This window comes from Indolivaga capnocytophagoides DSM 22835, assembly GCF_000426485.1.
GTDB classification, from domain to species: Bacteria; Bacteroidota; Bacteroidia; order Bacteroidales; family Dysgonomonadaceae; genus Dysgonomonas_A; species Dysgonomonas_A capnocytophagoides.
Genome location: NZ_KE384529.1, coordinates 361,596 through 377,332 on the forward strand (window position 1 = coordinate 361,596; position 15,737 = coordinate 377,332).

Sequence of the window (15,737 nt, forward strand, 5' to 3'; positions counted from 1 at the left end):
GTTGGGCTATTTATCGACTATTCGAAATTGCTATTTTTAGCTGTCCTTATTTAAGTAGGATTCATTCCGTTTCCTGTTTCTTCGACGATAACAACCAGAGCATTTCGACGACACTCTTCAGTTATCAATTTTGAATTCTGTAATCAGTAGGCGAATAACCGACTATTTTCTTAAACATCCGGCTGAAATGATGCGGATATTTGAATCCCAACTCGTAAGCAATTTCATTTACATTCTTTTCGGGATTATACAGCTTATCTTTCGCCATTTCTATAACTTTCAGTTGAATATGTTCCTGCGCAGATTTCCCTGTTTCTTTTTTAATTAAATCCCCGAAATAATTGGCCGATAAATGTAGCTGATCTGCAAAATATTGAACCAAAGGTAGACCTATTTTCTGAGGGTTATCTGATTCAAAATAATTATCGAGAAGCTGTTCAAACCGCGATAATACATCCTTGTTTACATTATCCCGTGTAATAAACTGGCGGTCATAAAAACGCATACAGTGATTTAGAAAAACCTCTATATTTGCCGTAACAATTGATTTACTGTGCTTATCAATCGAATGTTGTAACTCCTCTCGTATCTCCCGGAAACAGCCGATGATAATATTCCTTTCTCGTTCAGACATATGTAAAGACTCATTCGCTTCGTACGAAAAGAAAGAATAATCTTTCATATGCTGTCCGAGCGATGTTCCTCTAAGCAGATCGGGGTGGAAATAGAGTCCCCAGCCTTTCATCTTAAATATCTCGCCTGTATCTTCTTTTCCTACTATCTGCCCGGGAGCTATAAAAACGAGTGTTCCCTCCTGATAGTCATATGTATGCCTGCCATAAACGAGATCTCCACATTTAATATCTTTCAGGAAAATAAAATAAAACCCATACCTTTTGAGTGAATGGGTAAATTCTTTTTCCACATCCGAAAAATCAATAGAATTCACGAATGGATGTAATGTTTCAACTTCCAGAAAATCATTATATTCCTGTATTGTTTCAAAACTTATTATATCATTCATACATTTTAGCTTTTTATTTGTTACAAATATAAGGGGTACGAACTTAAACGCGCTACAATTCGGTAATAATGGTATAACAATCAGTAATCTGTCTATTTATATGGAAAGAATTGGGCTATAGCTTTGTAAATATAAAAATACAAACCGAAAGGATATAATCTCATTGGTATTAGGAGTATTCTTTATCCTCACAGAATGCAACGCACAAGCAGATAATAGAGGTCGGATCTAAATAACGTCGACATCGCTGATTTGATCTCATCGTGGCTCAAAGAAAAAAAGTTGGACTAAATTAAAATAAAAAATTATGAAACAGCTACTTAGTTTATTAATCGCATTGACTTTTTCGTCAATAAGCTATGCACAGGACAACCGGGTACCCTCTAAAGGACTTGCTCTCTTTTCGAAGGATGGAAATTTTGAACCTTATGAATTCAGCCGGCATGCAATAGGCGATAACGATATACTCATCGACATTCTGTATTCGGGTATCTGCCATAGCGATATACATGCAGGAAGAAGCGAATGGGGAAATACCTCCTATCCTTTTGTAGGTGGACACGAAATAGCAGGGCGAGTTGCTCAAACAGGTAAAAACGTAACGAAATTTAAAGTAGGCGATTATGCAGGAATTGGATGTATCATCAATTCCTGCGGGCAATGCGACAACTGCAAACAAGGTTTGGAACAGTTTTGCGAAAAAGGTATGGTAGGAACTTATGGCTCTCATGACCATTTTCACGACAATGAAATAACACAGGGTGGTTATGCTAATAATTATGTCGTTTCGGAAAATCATGCTATTAAAATCCCTCAGAACGCAGATATGAAAAGAGTTGCTCCGCTGCTCTGCGCAGGTATAACAACCTATTCACCTATCCACTTTTCGAAAGTAAAGAAAGATGATAATGTAGCAGTGGCAGGCTTTGGAGGTCTAGGTCATATGGCAGTACAATACCTTGTGGCTCTGGGAGCAAAGGTCACTGTATTTGACATTACAGAAGAAAAAAGAGCTGACGCAAAACAATTAGGAGCAGTAAAATATGTCAATGTGAACAATCGAGAAGAGTTAAAAGGGCTAGAAAATCAATTTAGTTTTATCATCAGTACTATTCCTGCCAAATATGATCCGATGATGTATGTGAGAATGCTGAAGATGGGTGGAGAAATGGCTATTGTTGGGTTACCTGCAAATGAAAATGTACCGTCTATCTCAATCGGCTCATTGGTTTTCGCTTCACATCGTAAAGTATACGGTTCACTAATCGGAGGTATTCCCGAAACTCAAGAAATGCTCGATTATTCTGTTGCAAACAATATTTATCCAGAAGTAGAAGTTATCAATGCCGATGGAGAATCCGTTACTAATGCCTACAAAAAAGTTATAGACGGCAAGGTGAAATTTAGATATGTTATAGATATGAAGACATTGAAATAATATCAAAACAAAAACAACAACCAGATGAAAACAAATATTATTCTAACATATATAGTCACAACTATGTATCTTATTACAGGTTGTGCCAATGCTCAAACACCTAAAACGTCCGATGTATCATCTAAAGAGAAAATTTTGATCACTTATTTCAGTAAAACCGGTAATACAAAAAAAATAGCTGAACATATTCAATCTTTAACAGGAGGAGATCTTATACAGATAGAAACCAATGAAGAATACCCGCAAGAATATCAGGCATCTACCGAAATTGCAAAAAAGGAAAAAGAAACAGATGCCAGACCTGCTGTAAAAACCAAAATAAAGAATATAAATGACTATGATGTAGTTTTTGTCGGATTTCCGATCTGGTGGAGTTATACACCAATGGCAATAGCTACTTTTCTCGAAAGCTATGACCTTTCGGGTAAAACAGTTATACCATTCTGCACACATGGGGGCGGCGGTGCTGGAGAAGCCTTCAATTATGTAAAAAAGCTCACGTCCAATTCGATCCATCCGGATGGATTTATAATTTATGGCAGCAGGGCTTCATCAGCTAAACCTGATATAGAAAAATGGCTAAAGAATATAAATGTAATTAAGTAAAACAGATATGATCCGAATTTTTATACTGGTAGCTTTTGCTATTGTATTTAATATCAATACCAATCTGAATGCCTCAAATATGGAAAATAAATTGACTCTTATGCAAGAAAAAACTATAACAATATCTGCCTTTGCGGCTAAGGGCCAACTGGATAAATTGAGTATAGAACTAAATGCCGGACTCGATGCCGGATTAACAGTCAATGAAACAAAAGAAGTATTGGTACATCTCTATGCCTACTGCGGATTTCCGAGAAGCCTGCAAGGTTTGCTAACATTGATGGACGTGCTCGAACAACGCAAAACCAAGGGCATAAATGATAATTGGGGACGCGAAGCAACTCCAATCACTGATAACGGCAATAAATATGACCGGGGCAAAAAGATTCTGGCAGAAATTACAGGAGTTCCTGCTCCCGAAGGACGTCTAACTACCGGTTTTGCCGGATTCAGCCCCGAAATAGAAACCTTTCTCAAAGAACATCTTTTTGCCGATATATTCGAACGGGATGTACTAACTTATGCCCAACGGGAAATGGTTACAGTTTCCGTTCTAATGAGTATAGGCGGAGTAGAACCTATGCTTAATTCGCATATGAATATATCTCTGAATGTCGGGATAAGTCCATCTCAATTAAAAGAAATGATTCAGATAATAGATGTAAATATAGGAAAGGTCGAAGCTAGTGCAGCACAATCGATATTAAGTAATGTACTGGAAAACAGAAATATGAATTAATAAATATCTTCGAGGATACTAAAATAAAATTAAATTCAATGAGTAAAGCAAGATTAATTCTATTGATTAGTTTAAGTATTTTAACAACTGGATACTGTAATTCAGCATCCCCACAAAACAACAATATGAAAACTTCAGCAAATAAAGAAACATATCAAATATTTCCGAAAGGAGATAAAATAAACAATGATTATTTCAGCGGTACAGCATGGTTAAAAATGCTTGCCACCGATCAGACAAATTTTGATGTAATAATCGGCAATGTCATTTTTGAGCCGGGAGTACGAAACAACTGGCATTCTCATCCGGGAGGGCAAATCCTCATTTGTACTCGAGGACAGGGATATTATCAAGAAAAAGAAAAACCTATACAGCTTCTTCAAAAAGGTGATATTGTAGAGATTCTGCCTGATGTAATTCATTGGCATGGAGCGACACCCAATAGTGAATTTGAGCATATTGCAATCAGCACACAGGCAAGTAAAGGTCCGGCTGTATGGCTCAATCCGGTAACAGATAAAGAATATAACAGTTATACAAAATAATATGAAAACAAGAAAACTAGGAAATGACTTAGAAGTATCGGCAATTGGTCTCGGCTGTATGGGAATGAGCTTTGCTTACGATCCACTACCTGATAAAAACGAAATGATTTCACTGATTCACTCTGCATATGAAATGGGAGAAAAATTCTTTGATACTGCCGAAATTTACGGTCCATATACCAATGAAGAACTTGTAGGAGAGGCAGTATCTCCTTTTCGTGACAAAGTAGTCATAGCCACTAAATTCGGATTCAATATTGTCAATGGAAAACAAGCAGGAACCAACAGTCGTCCGGAGCACATACGCAAGGTTGTGGAAGAATCGTTGAAAAGATTAAAAACTGATTATATCGACCTCCTTTACCAACATCGTGTAGATCCGAATGTACCGATAGAAGACGTTGCCGGTACAGTTAAAGATCTAATAAAAGAAGGTAAGGTTAAATATTTTGGCTTATCGGAGGCTGGTGTTAATACAATACGCCGTGCCCATGCAGAACAACCTGTTACTGCCCTGCAAAGTGAGTATTCATTGTGGTGGAGACATCCCGAAAAGGAACTGATACCCACATTGCAAGAACTGGGTATCGGATTGGTTCCTTTCAGCCCTTTAGGCAAAGGATATTTGACAGGTTCTCTTAATAGCAGCTCAACGTTCAGTAATAAAGATTTTCGGAGTATACTTCCTCGTTTTACAAAAGAAGCACTGAAGGCAAATCAGGCGGTTGTAGATCTATTGGCTCAAATAGCCAAAGAAAAGAATGCAACTCCGGCTCAAATTGCTTTAGCTTGGTTATTAGCACAAAAAACATGGATTGCTCCTATCCCGGGGACAACCAAATTGCATCGCTTAAAAGAAAACATTGATAGTACTGATATCGAGCTGACTACTGAAGATCTGACCAAAATTGAGATAGCAAGTTCTAAAATTACTCTGACAAAAGATCGTTATCCGGATGAACTGGAACGGACAACCGGATTGTAAATCTTATAGTTGTTAGGCAGTTTAATTAACAAGTATAATTGATCAAATCAAAATTAGATTAAACCCTAAACCATTTAAGGTTTAGGGTTAATTGAATAAAGCAGCAATTCCTCTTTTTATAGGACTGGCTGTATTTGGGACAAATAATCGGATACAGATTTTTTGCTAAGAAAATCCATGAGGACTAGAATCAATATAAAATTTTCCGTAATATTGGCAGAGATTTTATACTGTAAGAATTAAGTCATACATCAAATGATAAAAGTTATAGCCGAGGATTTTATTAAAGAAGAGTGTTTAGATCTTGTAAAACCTCTTTATGCTGAGTTGGTTGTTAAGACCAAGCTAGAAAAGGATTGTATAGAATATAACCTTTATATAGATCAGGATGATAAAACTCATTTTATCTTCATTGAAGAATGGCCGGATCACGAAGCATTAGGCAGGCACTGTCAAACGGAACATTTCAGACGACTTGTTCCTCTGATTAATAAGCACCACTCTAAAGAGTGTGAGTTTACCATTATGGAGATATTTCAGTAAGCAGAAAGATGGAGAATAAAGATATCCTGATAAAAACACAGGAATATATAAAAGAAACTTTTCTCAGAGAAGGAACAGGACACGACTACTACCATATAGAACGAGTAGTTATTAATTCCCGAAAGATTTTGCAAACAGAAAAGGCTGATGGCTTTTTGGTTGAATTAGCTGCTTGGCTGCATGATCTTGGCGATCATAAACTCCATAACGGAGTGGATAAGTCAGAAGAATTAATCAACGCATTTCTAAACTCGTTAGTTGTCGAACAGCGTATTATTGACAGAGTCATAGAAATAGTATCTCAGGTTTCTTTCAGTAAAGGGAATAGACCGTCCTCAATCGAAGCCGAAATTGTACAGGACGCCGACAGATTGGATGCAATCGGAGCAATCGGTATTGCTCGGTGTTTTGCGTATGGTGGCAGTAAGCACCGTATTTTATATAGCCCCGATGAAAAGGAAAAAGAAAGTTCAAGCATACAACACTTTTACGATAAACTACTTAAAATAAAAGGCTTGATAAATACAGAATCGGCTAAATTGATAGCTGCAAGACGTCATTCATTTATGGAAGAATATCTCGCTGAGTTTTACAGGGAAGTTCAGTAAAATAGAACAGTATTCTAATACATCAATCTTTGTTTGCTGAAAGAATAACAAAAGAACGCTCTACTTTCTGACCGTTTTTGCTAATCGCATCTTCGGTTAACATTACCGACCGCACATTAATAAATCCCGAGCAGAAAAGGAATCCCTCGATATCTTCTGTTTCATAAAAAGTAAAACCTACTTGAGTAAAAGGCAATCCTTCCCCAAAAGATTTACTCATAAAGCTGATAGCAATAGTGCCATTCCTATCCAAAATGCGGTATATCTCATCAAAGTATTTCTGAGGGTTATTCCAGAAATAAAGAGTGTTAACCGAAAAACAATAATTGAAAGAGGAAGACGGAATAAACGAAAAATCAGATTCGGAAGTATTGATAAATGCAGCGCGGCCAGACTTCACCAATTCCTTATTATTTAAATTTGACTCTTCTACCATCGCCTGTGAAATCTCCACACCTTGATACTTTAAAGTTGTTTCTCTTTCGAACAGATAAGATAAATGCATTCCGTTTCCAAATCCTATTTCAAATACTTTCGAGTTCGGGCGGATATCAAGAGTGTTTATGGTTTCAAATATCATATTGCAATTCGATTGAAACATATTCTCTCCTATTTGACGAGCCTCAGCACCTTCAGGACACCGCAATTGTTTAGATAACTCTTCATTACTGTATTTCATTTCCAATCTTTTCTTTTTAGAATATCAAAAGTACTAAACTATCAGGAGAGTCAGAATCGCATTACGTAATGATTTGAAATGTACTCTATACCTATAAGTAGGTATAAATTTAGCGAATGAGCATAAAGCGCAGACTTAGTTGATATCAACTCTTTGCAAGACATCATAGAATACAATAGTAAGATTGATACACAACAAAAAAATGTGAGCTTCTCTTAGTCTGTATTTGAAAAGAAATCCAGATAAAAGCTTTTTTAATGAAAGATCTAAAAAATGTTATTTACCTTTGTGTTTGATTTGGTGATACAATTAATATCCATTGATTGTGTGAAAAGGGAATCCGGTGAAAATCCGGAGCAGTGCCCGCTACTGTAAGTTTCATTGATAGCCTCAAAACCAATCTTCAAGCCACTGTTAATTAAAACGGGAAGGCATTTGAGGTGAAACAAGTCAGGAAACCTGCCAGATTATTGTAAATAAACATATTCCCGGGGTCAGGAATAAATTGTCTCATTATTTTAAGTACACTTTCTCTGAATGAAAAAAAGAAGTTACGGACACCTCCATGTCCTAATGAGTGGGTTGCTATGCCTGCCTATGTTCTATGCGTCTACAATTCATGCACAAACAAGCAGTATCACCGATACTGTACACTCCATCAAAGAAGTAACAGTATTAAGTAACAAAAAACAGGACATTAAAGTAACCCGTTTAAATGTACCTCTTACTTATTTACCGGTTTCTGTCTCTACAGTTTCTAATACAGTATGGGATGTAAGAGGAATAACCCATATTCAGGATGCCATAAAATTCTTACCGGGAGCGCATATGCGTACAGTCTATGGAGCCTACCAAAGACTAGAGGTCAGAGGTTTTGATGTTACCCCGATTATGATAGATGGAGTAAAGGATGAAAGATTTGTTCCACCCGGAAACTCTGCGCCTTTTCCGGATTTTGCATCTGTTGAATCCATGGAGTTGTTAAAGGGACCGGCATCGGTTTTACACGGACAATTTGCTGCAGGAGGAATACTTAATGTCGTACGTAAAGCTCCTTCGGTCGAAAATATTCTTAATACACGGTTGACATATGGATCGTATGACAACAAACAAGCGATGATCGATTTCGGTGGTTCAATATACAAATCACTGAGATACCGAACTGTATTTAATTTTTCTGACAACGAAGGATACAGACATACAAATGACAAAAGACTATCCGGTTATATGGCTTTAGCTTATGACATCGACAGTAAGCAGTCATTAGAACTGCGGGGAGGGTTCAACAGGGATAAATATGGCACAGATGTAGGCTTGCCTCCAACAATGTCGAATGACATTTACAATACTGATGGAAATTTATATCTCTCAAAAGGAAGCTCATTAGCCGGATTAAACAGAAGAGCCAGATATAATAATGAATCCGATCTGTTCATTAATAATGGAGTAAACATATCGGCCAGATATACCAACCAGATTTCACAGGCCTTCAACATCAATGAATATCTTACCTATACTTACGATATCTTAGACTATTTCAGTACAGAACCTCTTAGTTATCTTACAAGCAACAATCCTATTTACAACCATTATTACAATGTGTCTCAAGCGGATGGAAGTATCACAAAGAAATACATCAGTCTGGATACCGTACAATTAACTAATCCTTTAAAATTCGCCCACAAGTCTTATATGATAAACAATCATCTGGAGATTTCCGGTAAACTGAATTTAGGAAGTATAAAGTACGAATATCTGGGCGGATATGCTTTTGTCGGATATTTCAGGCACTCGTATAAAGGCTATAACAAAGCTCCGGCAACAGATCCCTTAAATAGCAGCGGAGATGTATATGGTCCCGGACTTTATTCGAAGGTATCTGTTTATGATCCGCAAAGTATGGGTTATATGAAAACTAAGTTCAGCAAGGCTTACCCCTCGGAAATGTATTTGCATGGAATTTATCTCCAGAATATATTCGAACTAAGCAAACAACTTAAATTGATGTTAGCGGGGCGTTACGATTATGTAGACTATAAAAAGACTATAAAAGATGACGACGTCACTGATGGCAAATGGAAATACGACAGAACACAACCTTATGTGTCAACCCAGAACTCGGCGTTTACATACCGTGCAGGACTAGTTTATCTGCCTATTGAATCTCTGTCTGTATATGGATCTTTCTCGAATTTCTTCCAGCCATACAGGGATTTTTACAGCGAAAACACAGTTTATATCGACTCCGATGGTAATCGTTATGATCCGCAGAACAGCAAGGAAACATTTAAGCCCCAACGAGGATATCAAGGTGAAATCGGAGCCAGATATTCATTCAAGAATATCTTTTATGCTTCAGCAAGTGCTTATTATATAAAAAGAACCAATGAGAAAAAAAACCTGACAACTATTACTGAAGAAGGGGAAGACAAAGGCAAGTCTGTTGTCGGGCAGGTTGGAACAACCACATCGAAAGGTTTTGAACTGGAAGCAGGACTAAAGCCTGTAAAAAACCTTTCTCTCGCATTTGGATACACATATACCCACGCAGTGGTAGGAGATATAAAAAAGACTATTTATCTGGATGTTGAAAACGACAAAGATGTACAACTTGCTTATGTTCCGCGTAATATGTTTTATACAACTGGTGATTATTTATTCTCATCGAATTTGTTAAAAGAGCTACAATTGAATTATACAGTTTCGTATACAGACAAAATGTATAGCAATCTCACTAAAGACGTTACTCTTGCATCTCATGTAATCACAGATTTAGGAGCATCCTACAAGCTAAACAACGGAGTGACAATCTCGGTGAATTTGAATAATGTCTTTGACAAAGAGTATGCTACAAATACATACGGACGACAAATAATTCCGTCTATAGGACGAAATTACATGATATCACTGTCATATAGCTTAAAGTAAATGATAAAGAAGCTATTATATAAGTTTCACAGAATACTGGGTACACTACTCAGTATTCTGTTTGTATTATGGTTCCTTTCGGGATTTGTAATGATATATCATAACTTCCCCAAGATCAGCAATTCTGAGAAATATAAAGGATTAGTTGCTATTGATATACATACGTTACACCATTGCGACAGTATTTTATCTGCACTGAATTCCAATAGCAATACCGAATATTGCATATTAAAAGCTAAATCGGATGGTAATTTTCTGATTGAAACAAAAGACAAAGACAATACGTATCTGACTGATCAGAACGGAACTTTCGGCGAGAGATATACTTATTCAGAAATATACAACTATGCATCAAACCTGAATACCTCTACGATAAGCAGGATAGACACAATCCATAGTTTGGATCGATGGCTCCCGTACGATAAGTACATCGTCGATTTTCCCGCATATAAATTTCACTATAAAGATTCTTTACAATCCGAACTTTATGTATCCTCTTTAAGCGGAGAAGGTATACAATATACCAATTCCGACAACCGCTTCTGGGCATGGATAGGAGCTATTCCCCACTGGCTTTATATTGCAAATCTCAGACATAATACCGACCTATGGAAAGGTATTGTAATCTGGCTTTCAGGTATAGGTTCTTTGCTATGTATAACAGGACTGATAATCGGATTCAGATCATTTTACAAACGATACAAACAGAAAAAAGAGATAAGCAGCCCCTATAAAAGATTTGCATACAAATGGCATCATATTCTGGGATTTATCTTTGGTATATTCGTTTTCACATTTGCATTCAGCGGAATGATGTCTTTACAAAAAGTCCCACAATGGATAATAAAGACATACAACACTGATTTTCAAACAACTGCGACACTCAATCCGTTAAAAAAACATCCGCTTGAGTATGCACTCAACTACAAGACTGTATTGCACCAATATGCAGGAAGTATCAAAAAACTGGAATGGGCATCTTTCGGCGATTTAGACTATTATAAAGCTGTTATCGGCGATAGTATGTATTACATCGATGCCACCTCTGATCGTGTAAAACCTCTGTGTTTATCACAGCATGACATCAAAAAACGATTACAAGCCATTCACCCCGAACCGATAACTATCGAAGAACTTCACGATTATGATAATTACTACATACATAAAAGGAATAAACTCCCGTTACCGGTATATAAAGTATCAGTAGCCGATAGAGATAAAAGCCTTTATTATATCAATCCTTATACCGCCGATATAAGTTATTTCAATACAAATACCAAAGCCCGCAAATGGACATATCAGGCATTACACAGCTTTAGTATAAAATGGTTACTGGATAGGCCTGTTCTTTGGAACATTCTGATGTGGACCATTATGATAGCAGGAACATTTATCTCTTTAACAGGATTATACCTAAGCTATAAGGCAATCAGACGTAAACTGAGAAAAAAGGAATAGCATTTAAATGAATAATAAGCCTATTTCTGATCCAAACCCAATGTATAGAAACTAGCTTTCAGCTCTTTCAAACACTGCAGGCATAAATATCCGGATACAACTTATATGCCAGAGCATCTGCATCTAAATATATCTATAGATAAAATATCATTATGCCTGCATTCAAACTCCTTTCTGCAACAAGGGCACCGCTTTTTCTTAAACAGGTATGACTTCTACAATAACATTATCACTTTCCCATCTTTTTATTCAGATCTTTGAAAGTCGATTTTATAGAAATATTAAGATCGCTTTCAGATTTACCTTTATCAATATCATTCCCGCCTTTACTTGAAGATTTTAACTTCTGAAGAGCCGATTTATATCTCGATTTTTCTTCTGCTGACATTGACGGCATATCGTTTATCTTACCCGAAATATAGTCGATAAGTTTTTCATTATTACAAACATTCAGATTACAGGCCAGTCCTACATCCTTAATTGTTTCATTAAACTGGGTCAGCATCTTATTTATAGTTTGCTCATCGGCTTGCCAATAACCTTTTCTTACAGTTTCTATCATTCGGGAGAGCATCGATTGGTAAGCATACAAGTTACCACTGTCTTTGAATCGCTGCTTGATATTCAGCTTGTACTTATCTTCGATATAGGTTTCATAGATCTGATTCCAATCATTATCACTCACCGATTCGGGCATAGTAGCCTCCCACCCCCAGAGATTAAATACCATCTTATTAATAAAGCGGGCTCCGGCATATCCTTCGTTCACCATTTCATCAACCCACTTCGGATTCAGATAACGGGTTTTAAGCTCACGCCCAAGAAACTTTTCAAGAGTCTCCTGATTCGGAGCTGCCGGATCAATCATATTTGTCAGCATTACGGTAGGCGATTTTCCATCGAGTGTTCTGATAGCCATTGCCGTTGCCCCCAGATACTGAAACATATCATCATTATCTAGCAAAGCATACATATTTGACGACCTGCTGTGCAAAGCCACTTTTGTTCCTGATAAAGCATTTTTAAACACATTCTTCGAGAAATCTTTCGGTAAGTAGGTATATTCGTCTTCAACTTTAGTCCCCCAGAAACCTTGTCCGTACAAATGCCCCATCCGGTTGAAATATATTTCTGCCACATCCTTTTCATCATCCCACGTGCCGGACGCCTGAACCGTACCGCTTACACCTGTCCCGTATGATCCCGATGGGCTTGTAAATAAACGAACGGATGCAATACGCTGTGCCAATGAATCATCGGCAACTCCCATTTTTTTCAATTTATCTTCCGATTCCAGAATATGCTGACGTACAAAGTTATTATCTTCATCTGCTGTTCTGGCTAGAGAAACCGCCTTATCCAATAGAGCCATAAGCTCCGGAAATATATCCCGATACAATCCCGAGGGAGCGAAAACAACATCTACCCGAGGCCTTTTTAATTCCTCCTTGGGAATCAGTTCTAAATCCACGACCTGATCCGAACTGTTGTAAACAGGTCTTACCCCAAGCAGGCTGAATGCCTGGGCTTCCATAGTTCCCTCGTTACGGATACATTCTACTGTCCATAGATTTATAGTTACTTTCGAAGGATACTCACCCTTGTTATCAGACCGATATTTAACGATCAACTCTTCGGCAAGTTTCTCACCAAAGCTATAAGTAGCTCTCGAAGGTATCAGCCTCGGATCAAAAGCATAGAAGTTTTTACCGGTTGGTAATGAGCTTGGATTGCGAATGGGATCATTACCCGTACCGGAACGAATATATTTTCCATTCAGAGCATCTATAAAAGAATTCAGTTCTTCTTCTCCCGATTTTATCAGGTTATTTTTCACCTCTTGCCTGAATTCATTTCTTTCATCGCCGGATATATCTTTTTTCATAGACATAATGGCATCAGTAGTACTTTCTATATACTTTTCGGGTGGAGATACTCCAAAAGTATGCAATCCGAATGGAGTTTGCTTTTCTTCTATTTCTTTGATATAATCATCTATTATTTCCAGGTTCTGATCGGTTATACTATCTATACTCAGATCTTTCAAGATACCCAAAGAATCGATCTTAGATACCAGATCGTCGTATATTATGCGGGATGCTATCGGGCTTTTGCTTTTTTGATCATAATATTTTGATATACTATTTTTTACGTCTCTCAACTCTGGGTTCAATGATGCTTTATCAAACGGAGGAGTCATGTGGTCTATTATTACAGCCTGTCCACGTCGTTTGGCCTGTAAACCCTCTCCAACATTATCGACAATATACGGATAGATATTCGGGATATCCATAATCAGGGCTTCGGGGTAATCGTCGCGATTCAATCCGGCTTCTTTTCCCGGCAGCCACTCATGTGTTCCATGTGTTCCGATATGTGCTACGGCATCAGCTTTCAATCCGAACTTAAGGTACAGATAATATGCGAGATATTGATGTGGCGGAGGTACTAACGGATCGTGATACAAACTCTTTGCATTATCTTCCCATCCTCTTGGAGGTTGGGGTGTCAATACTATATTACCGTATTTAATCATAGGTAAAACAAAATAGGTCTGCCCGTATTTATCAGTCCATGTCATCAACTGCGAGTCTTCGGGTCGCCCCCATTTATGCTCCATCTCTGCCCGTATTTTGGATGACATATTATTATACCACTTCTTATATATATCCATCGGAACCAATACAGGCTCTCCTGTCTTCACTAATTTGTCTACTTCGGCAGGAGCCCACGACCCGATATTGCGTCCGGCATCCATAACCTTATTAAATACTGTCGCACTGTCTATCGGATTAGATCCGGTATTATATCCCTCATGCTGAAGTCTTTTCAGCATAGACACCAGACTATTGGGTAAGACATTTAGATAACTTGCTCCGATATTTTCTTTTCCGGGAGGATAACTATAATATATCAGGGCTATATGTTTGTCTTTATTCGGCTTAGATTGTAGGTTATAAATATTTCTTATCCGACCAAGAATAGTTTTCATCTGATGATCAACTGCATTTTTGATTTTGACATTATGGCTGACATCATCAAAAACAACTGCTACAGACGGGTTGATATAACCTACCAGCTCAGGAATAGCTACCAAATTTGACCGATTATAGATATTGATCCCAATCAATGATTCTTCCCAGTCTTTCTGATTAGTGTCCAATATAATCCCATTAATGACCGGTATACCTAATTCTTCCAATACCGCTCTCTCCTGAGCGGGACGAATATTAAACCAACATCCCAAATTGAAAATGGTACTCACTTGAGGAATAGTATCGGAAGGTGTAAAATATCTTTTTAATGCTTCGTCTTGCTGGCTTCCGGGTTGTTGCGAGGTAAATACAGGCAGAACATTGAAGCCTTCATTTTCGATATTTTGTATAAAAACATCCATATATAAATATTGGGCTTTGGTAAGATCACTTCTCCCTACTACCAGTCCAATCCATGGCTGAGACTCTTTCAGATCATGCCTTTCTGAAATAAAAGAACCGATGTTGGTATGCAACCTTTTATTCTTATAATTATAAATACCCGAAAACGGTGTCAGCTCAATATCTCCATAAGAACAATCGAATCCGAAATCTTTATTTAATTTTTGCAGAACGATATTCATTATATTATTTTCTCCACCATTTTTGAATGCTGCTAAAGTCCATTCATCAAAACGAACACCCCACGATTGCAACTCACTATCATACTCATGCGACATATTTAAGGCGTAGACCTTGGCCCCCCGATTGAGGGCGGATAACAGTTGAGCTTTCGCTTTGAATATATAACCATTATTATGTAAGGCTATAAATATCAAATCGGAATTTTCGAAGAAATCGAGATCACTCTCATGATAATTAGAATAAATAAATTCCTGAAACTGACATTTTTTTGCAATATCCGGATATGTCTTTTTCAACAAATGCATACTTCGATTTACACTCGCACCAAACCCATCATCAACCAGAAAGCTGACTTTTGTCTGCGATTGAAGAATTGAGGATAAACTCAAAAGTAAAATAAAAAACACCAATCGTTTTATTTTCATGATAATGCAATCTAAGAACTCAAAACCTTATTTTATTCTATTGTGATACTTTATTTGTAGGACTAAAAGGTAACACCTATATCGATTTTTCACATCACATTACCTTTTTCTTGCTACTGTAATTCAATACGTTAAAAAC

Annotated in this window: 12 protein-coding genes and 1 riboswitch; of the genes, 9 read left to right on the top strand and 3 right to left on the bottom strand. The window is 37.3% G+C overall.

Features of this window, described 5'->3' with window-relative positions; all coding sequences use genetic code 11:
• Positions 1 to 124: 124 nt before the first annotated feature.
• The gene (locus tag K322_RS0114715; RefSeq protein WP_026627563.1) at positions 125 to 1,024 is read right to left on the bottom strand and encodes a helix-turn-helix domain-containing protein; all 900 of its coding nucleotides are present in this window, start codon (positions 1,022 to 1,024) and stop codon (positions 125 to 127) included.
• A 307-nt stretch (positions 1,025 to 1,331) separates the two neighbouring features.
• Between K322_RS0114715 and K322_RS0114720 the strand changes: the two genes are divergently transcribed.
• The 7 genes from K322_RS0114720 (at position 1,332) to K322_RS0114750 (ending at position 6,488) form a co-directional block, all read left to right on the top strand.
• Positions 1,332 to 2,462, top strand: coding sequence for an NAD(P)-dependent alcohol dehydrogenase (locus tag K322_RS0114720; RefSeq protein WP_026627564.1), 1,131 nt, complete (start codon positions 1,332 to 1,334; stop codon positions 2,460 to 2,462).
• A 24-nt stretch (positions 2,463 to 2,486) separates the two neighbouring features.
• On the top strand, positions 2,487 to 3,068 hold the full coding sequence (locus K322_RS0114725) for a flavodoxin (RefSeq protein WP_026627565.1): 582 nt from the start codon (positions 2,487 to 2,489) through the stop codon (positions 3,066 to 3,068).
• 7 nt (positions 3,069 to 3,075) lie between these two features.
• Complete coding sequence (locus K322_RS0114730; RefSeq protein ID WP_026627566.1) at positions 3,076 to 3,807, top strand: carboxymuconolactone decarboxylase family protein; 732 nt, start codon at positions 3,076 to 3,078, stop codon at positions 3,805 to 3,807.
• 125 nt (positions 3,808 to 3,932) lie between these two features.
• Complete coding sequence (locus tag K322_RS0114735) at positions 3,933 to 4,352, top strand: cupin domain-containing protein (protein WP_026627567.1); 420 nt, start codon at positions 3,933 to 3,935, stop codon at positions 4,350 to 4,352.
• A 1-nt stretch (position 4,353) separates the two neighbouring features.
• Positions 4,354 to 5,337 carry an aldo/keto reductase gene (locus K322_RS0114740; protein WP_026627568.1) on the top strand — a complete coding sequence of 328 codons (984 nt, stop codon included), beginning with the start codon at positions 4,354 to 4,356 and terminating at the stop codon, positions 5,335 to 5,337.
• A 255-nt stretch (positions 5,338 to 5,592) separates the two neighbouring features.
• Positions 5,593 to 5,880: a putative quinol monooxygenase gene (locus tag K322_RS0114745; RefSeq protein ID WP_026627569.1), complete on the top strand. Its 288-nt coding sequence runs from the start codon at positions 5,593 to 5,595 to the stop codon at positions 5,878 to 5,880.
• An 8-nt stretch (positions 5,881 to 5,888) separates the two neighbouring features.
• Positions 5,889 to 6,488, top strand: coding sequence for an HD domain-containing protein (locus K322_RS0114750; RefSeq protein WP_026627570.1), 600 nt, complete (start codon positions 5,889 to 5,891; stop codon positions 6,486 to 6,488).
• Positions 6,489 to 6,510: 22 nt separating this feature from the next.
• On the opposite strand, the gene K322_RS0114755 is transcribed toward K322_RS0114750, so the two are convergent.
• Positions 6,511 to 7,167 carry a class I SAM-dependent methyltransferase gene (locus tag K322_RS0114755; RefSeq protein WP_035332214.1) on the bottom strand — a complete coding sequence of 219 codons (657 nt, stop codon included), beginning with the start codon at positions 7,165 to 7,167 and terminating at the stop codon, positions 6,511 to 6,513.
• Positions 7,168 to 7,448: 281 nt separating this feature from the next.
• A riboswitch (cobalamin riboswitch) is annotated at positions 7,449 to 7,648 on the top strand.
• A gap of 56 nt (positions 7,649 to 7,704) precedes the next feature.
• Between K322_RS0114755 and K322_RS0114760 the strand changes: the two genes are divergently transcribed.
• A complete protein-coding gene (locus K322_RS0114760; protein ID WP_035332216.1) occupies positions 7,705 to 10,095 on the top strand; it encodes a TonB-dependent siderophore receptor in 2,391 nt (796 codons plus the stop codon).
• The gene (locus K322_RS0114765) at positions 10,096 to 11,553 is read left to right on the top strand and encodes a PepSY-associated TM helix domain-containing protein (protein WP_026627573.1); all 1,458 of its coding nucleotides are present in this window, start codon (positions 10,096 to 10,098) and stop codon (positions 11,551 to 11,553) included.
• 229 nt (positions 11,554 to 11,782) lie between these two features.
• Here the strand turns inward: K322_RS0114765 and K322_RS19610 are convergent, their stop codons facing one another.
• Positions 11,783 to 15,598: a cobaltochelatase subunit CobN gene (locus K322_RS19610; protein WP_051290836.1), complete on the bottom strand. Its 3,816-nt coding sequence runs from the start codon at positions 15,596 to 15,598 to the stop codon at positions 11,783 to 11,785.
• Between the last annotated feature and the right edge of the window lie 139 nt (positions 15,599 to 15,737).

Bases quoted from the DNA above. Each gene is read 5' to 3' on its own strand.
- K322_RS0114715 (WP_026627563.1), bottom strand. From the start codon at position 1,024: ATGAATGATATAATAAGTTTTGAAACAATACAGGAATATAATGATTTT.
- K322_RS0114720 (WP_026627564.1), top strand. From the start codon at position 1,332: ATGAAACAGCTACTTAGTTTATTAATCGCATTGACTTTTTCGTCAATA.
- K322_RS0114725 (WP_026627565.1), top strand. From the start codon at position 2,487: ATGAAAACAAATATTATTCTAACATATATAGTCACAACTATGTATCTT.
- K322_RS0114730 (WP_026627566.1), top strand. From the start codon at position 3,076: ATGATCCGAATTTTTATACTGGTAGCTTTTGCTATTGTATTTAATATC.
- K322_RS0114735 (WP_026627567.1), top strand. From the start codon at position 3,933: ATGAAAACTTCAGCAAATAAAGAAACATATCAAATATTTCCGAAAGGA.
- K322_RS0114740 (WP_026627568.1), top strand. From the start codon at position 4,354: ATGAAAACAAGAAAACTAGGAAATGACTTAGAAGTATCGGCAATTGGT.
- K322_RS0114745 (WP_026627569.1), top strand. From the start codon at position 5,593: ATGATAAAAGTTATAGCCGAGGATTTTATTAAAGAAGAGTGTTTAGAT.
- K322_RS0114750 (WP_026627570.1), top strand. From the start codon at position 5,889: ATGGAGAATAAAGATATCCTGATAAAAACACAGGAATATATAAAAGAA.
- K322_RS0114755 (WP_035332214.1), bottom strand. From the start codon at position 7,167: ATGAAATACAGTAATGAAGAGTTATCTAAACAATTGCGGTGTCCTGAA.
- K322_RS0114760 (WP_035332216.1), top strand. From the start codon at position 7,705: ATGAAAAAAAGAAGTTACGGACACCTCCATGTCCTAATGAGTGGGTTG.
- K322_RS0114765 (WP_026627573.1), top strand. From the start codon at position 10,096: ATGATAAAGAAGCTATTATATAAGTTTCACAGAATACTGGGTACACTA.
- K322_RS19610 (WP_051290836.1), bottom strand. From the start codon at position 15,598: ATGAAAATAAAACGATTGGTGTTTTTTATTTTACTTTTGAGTTTATCC.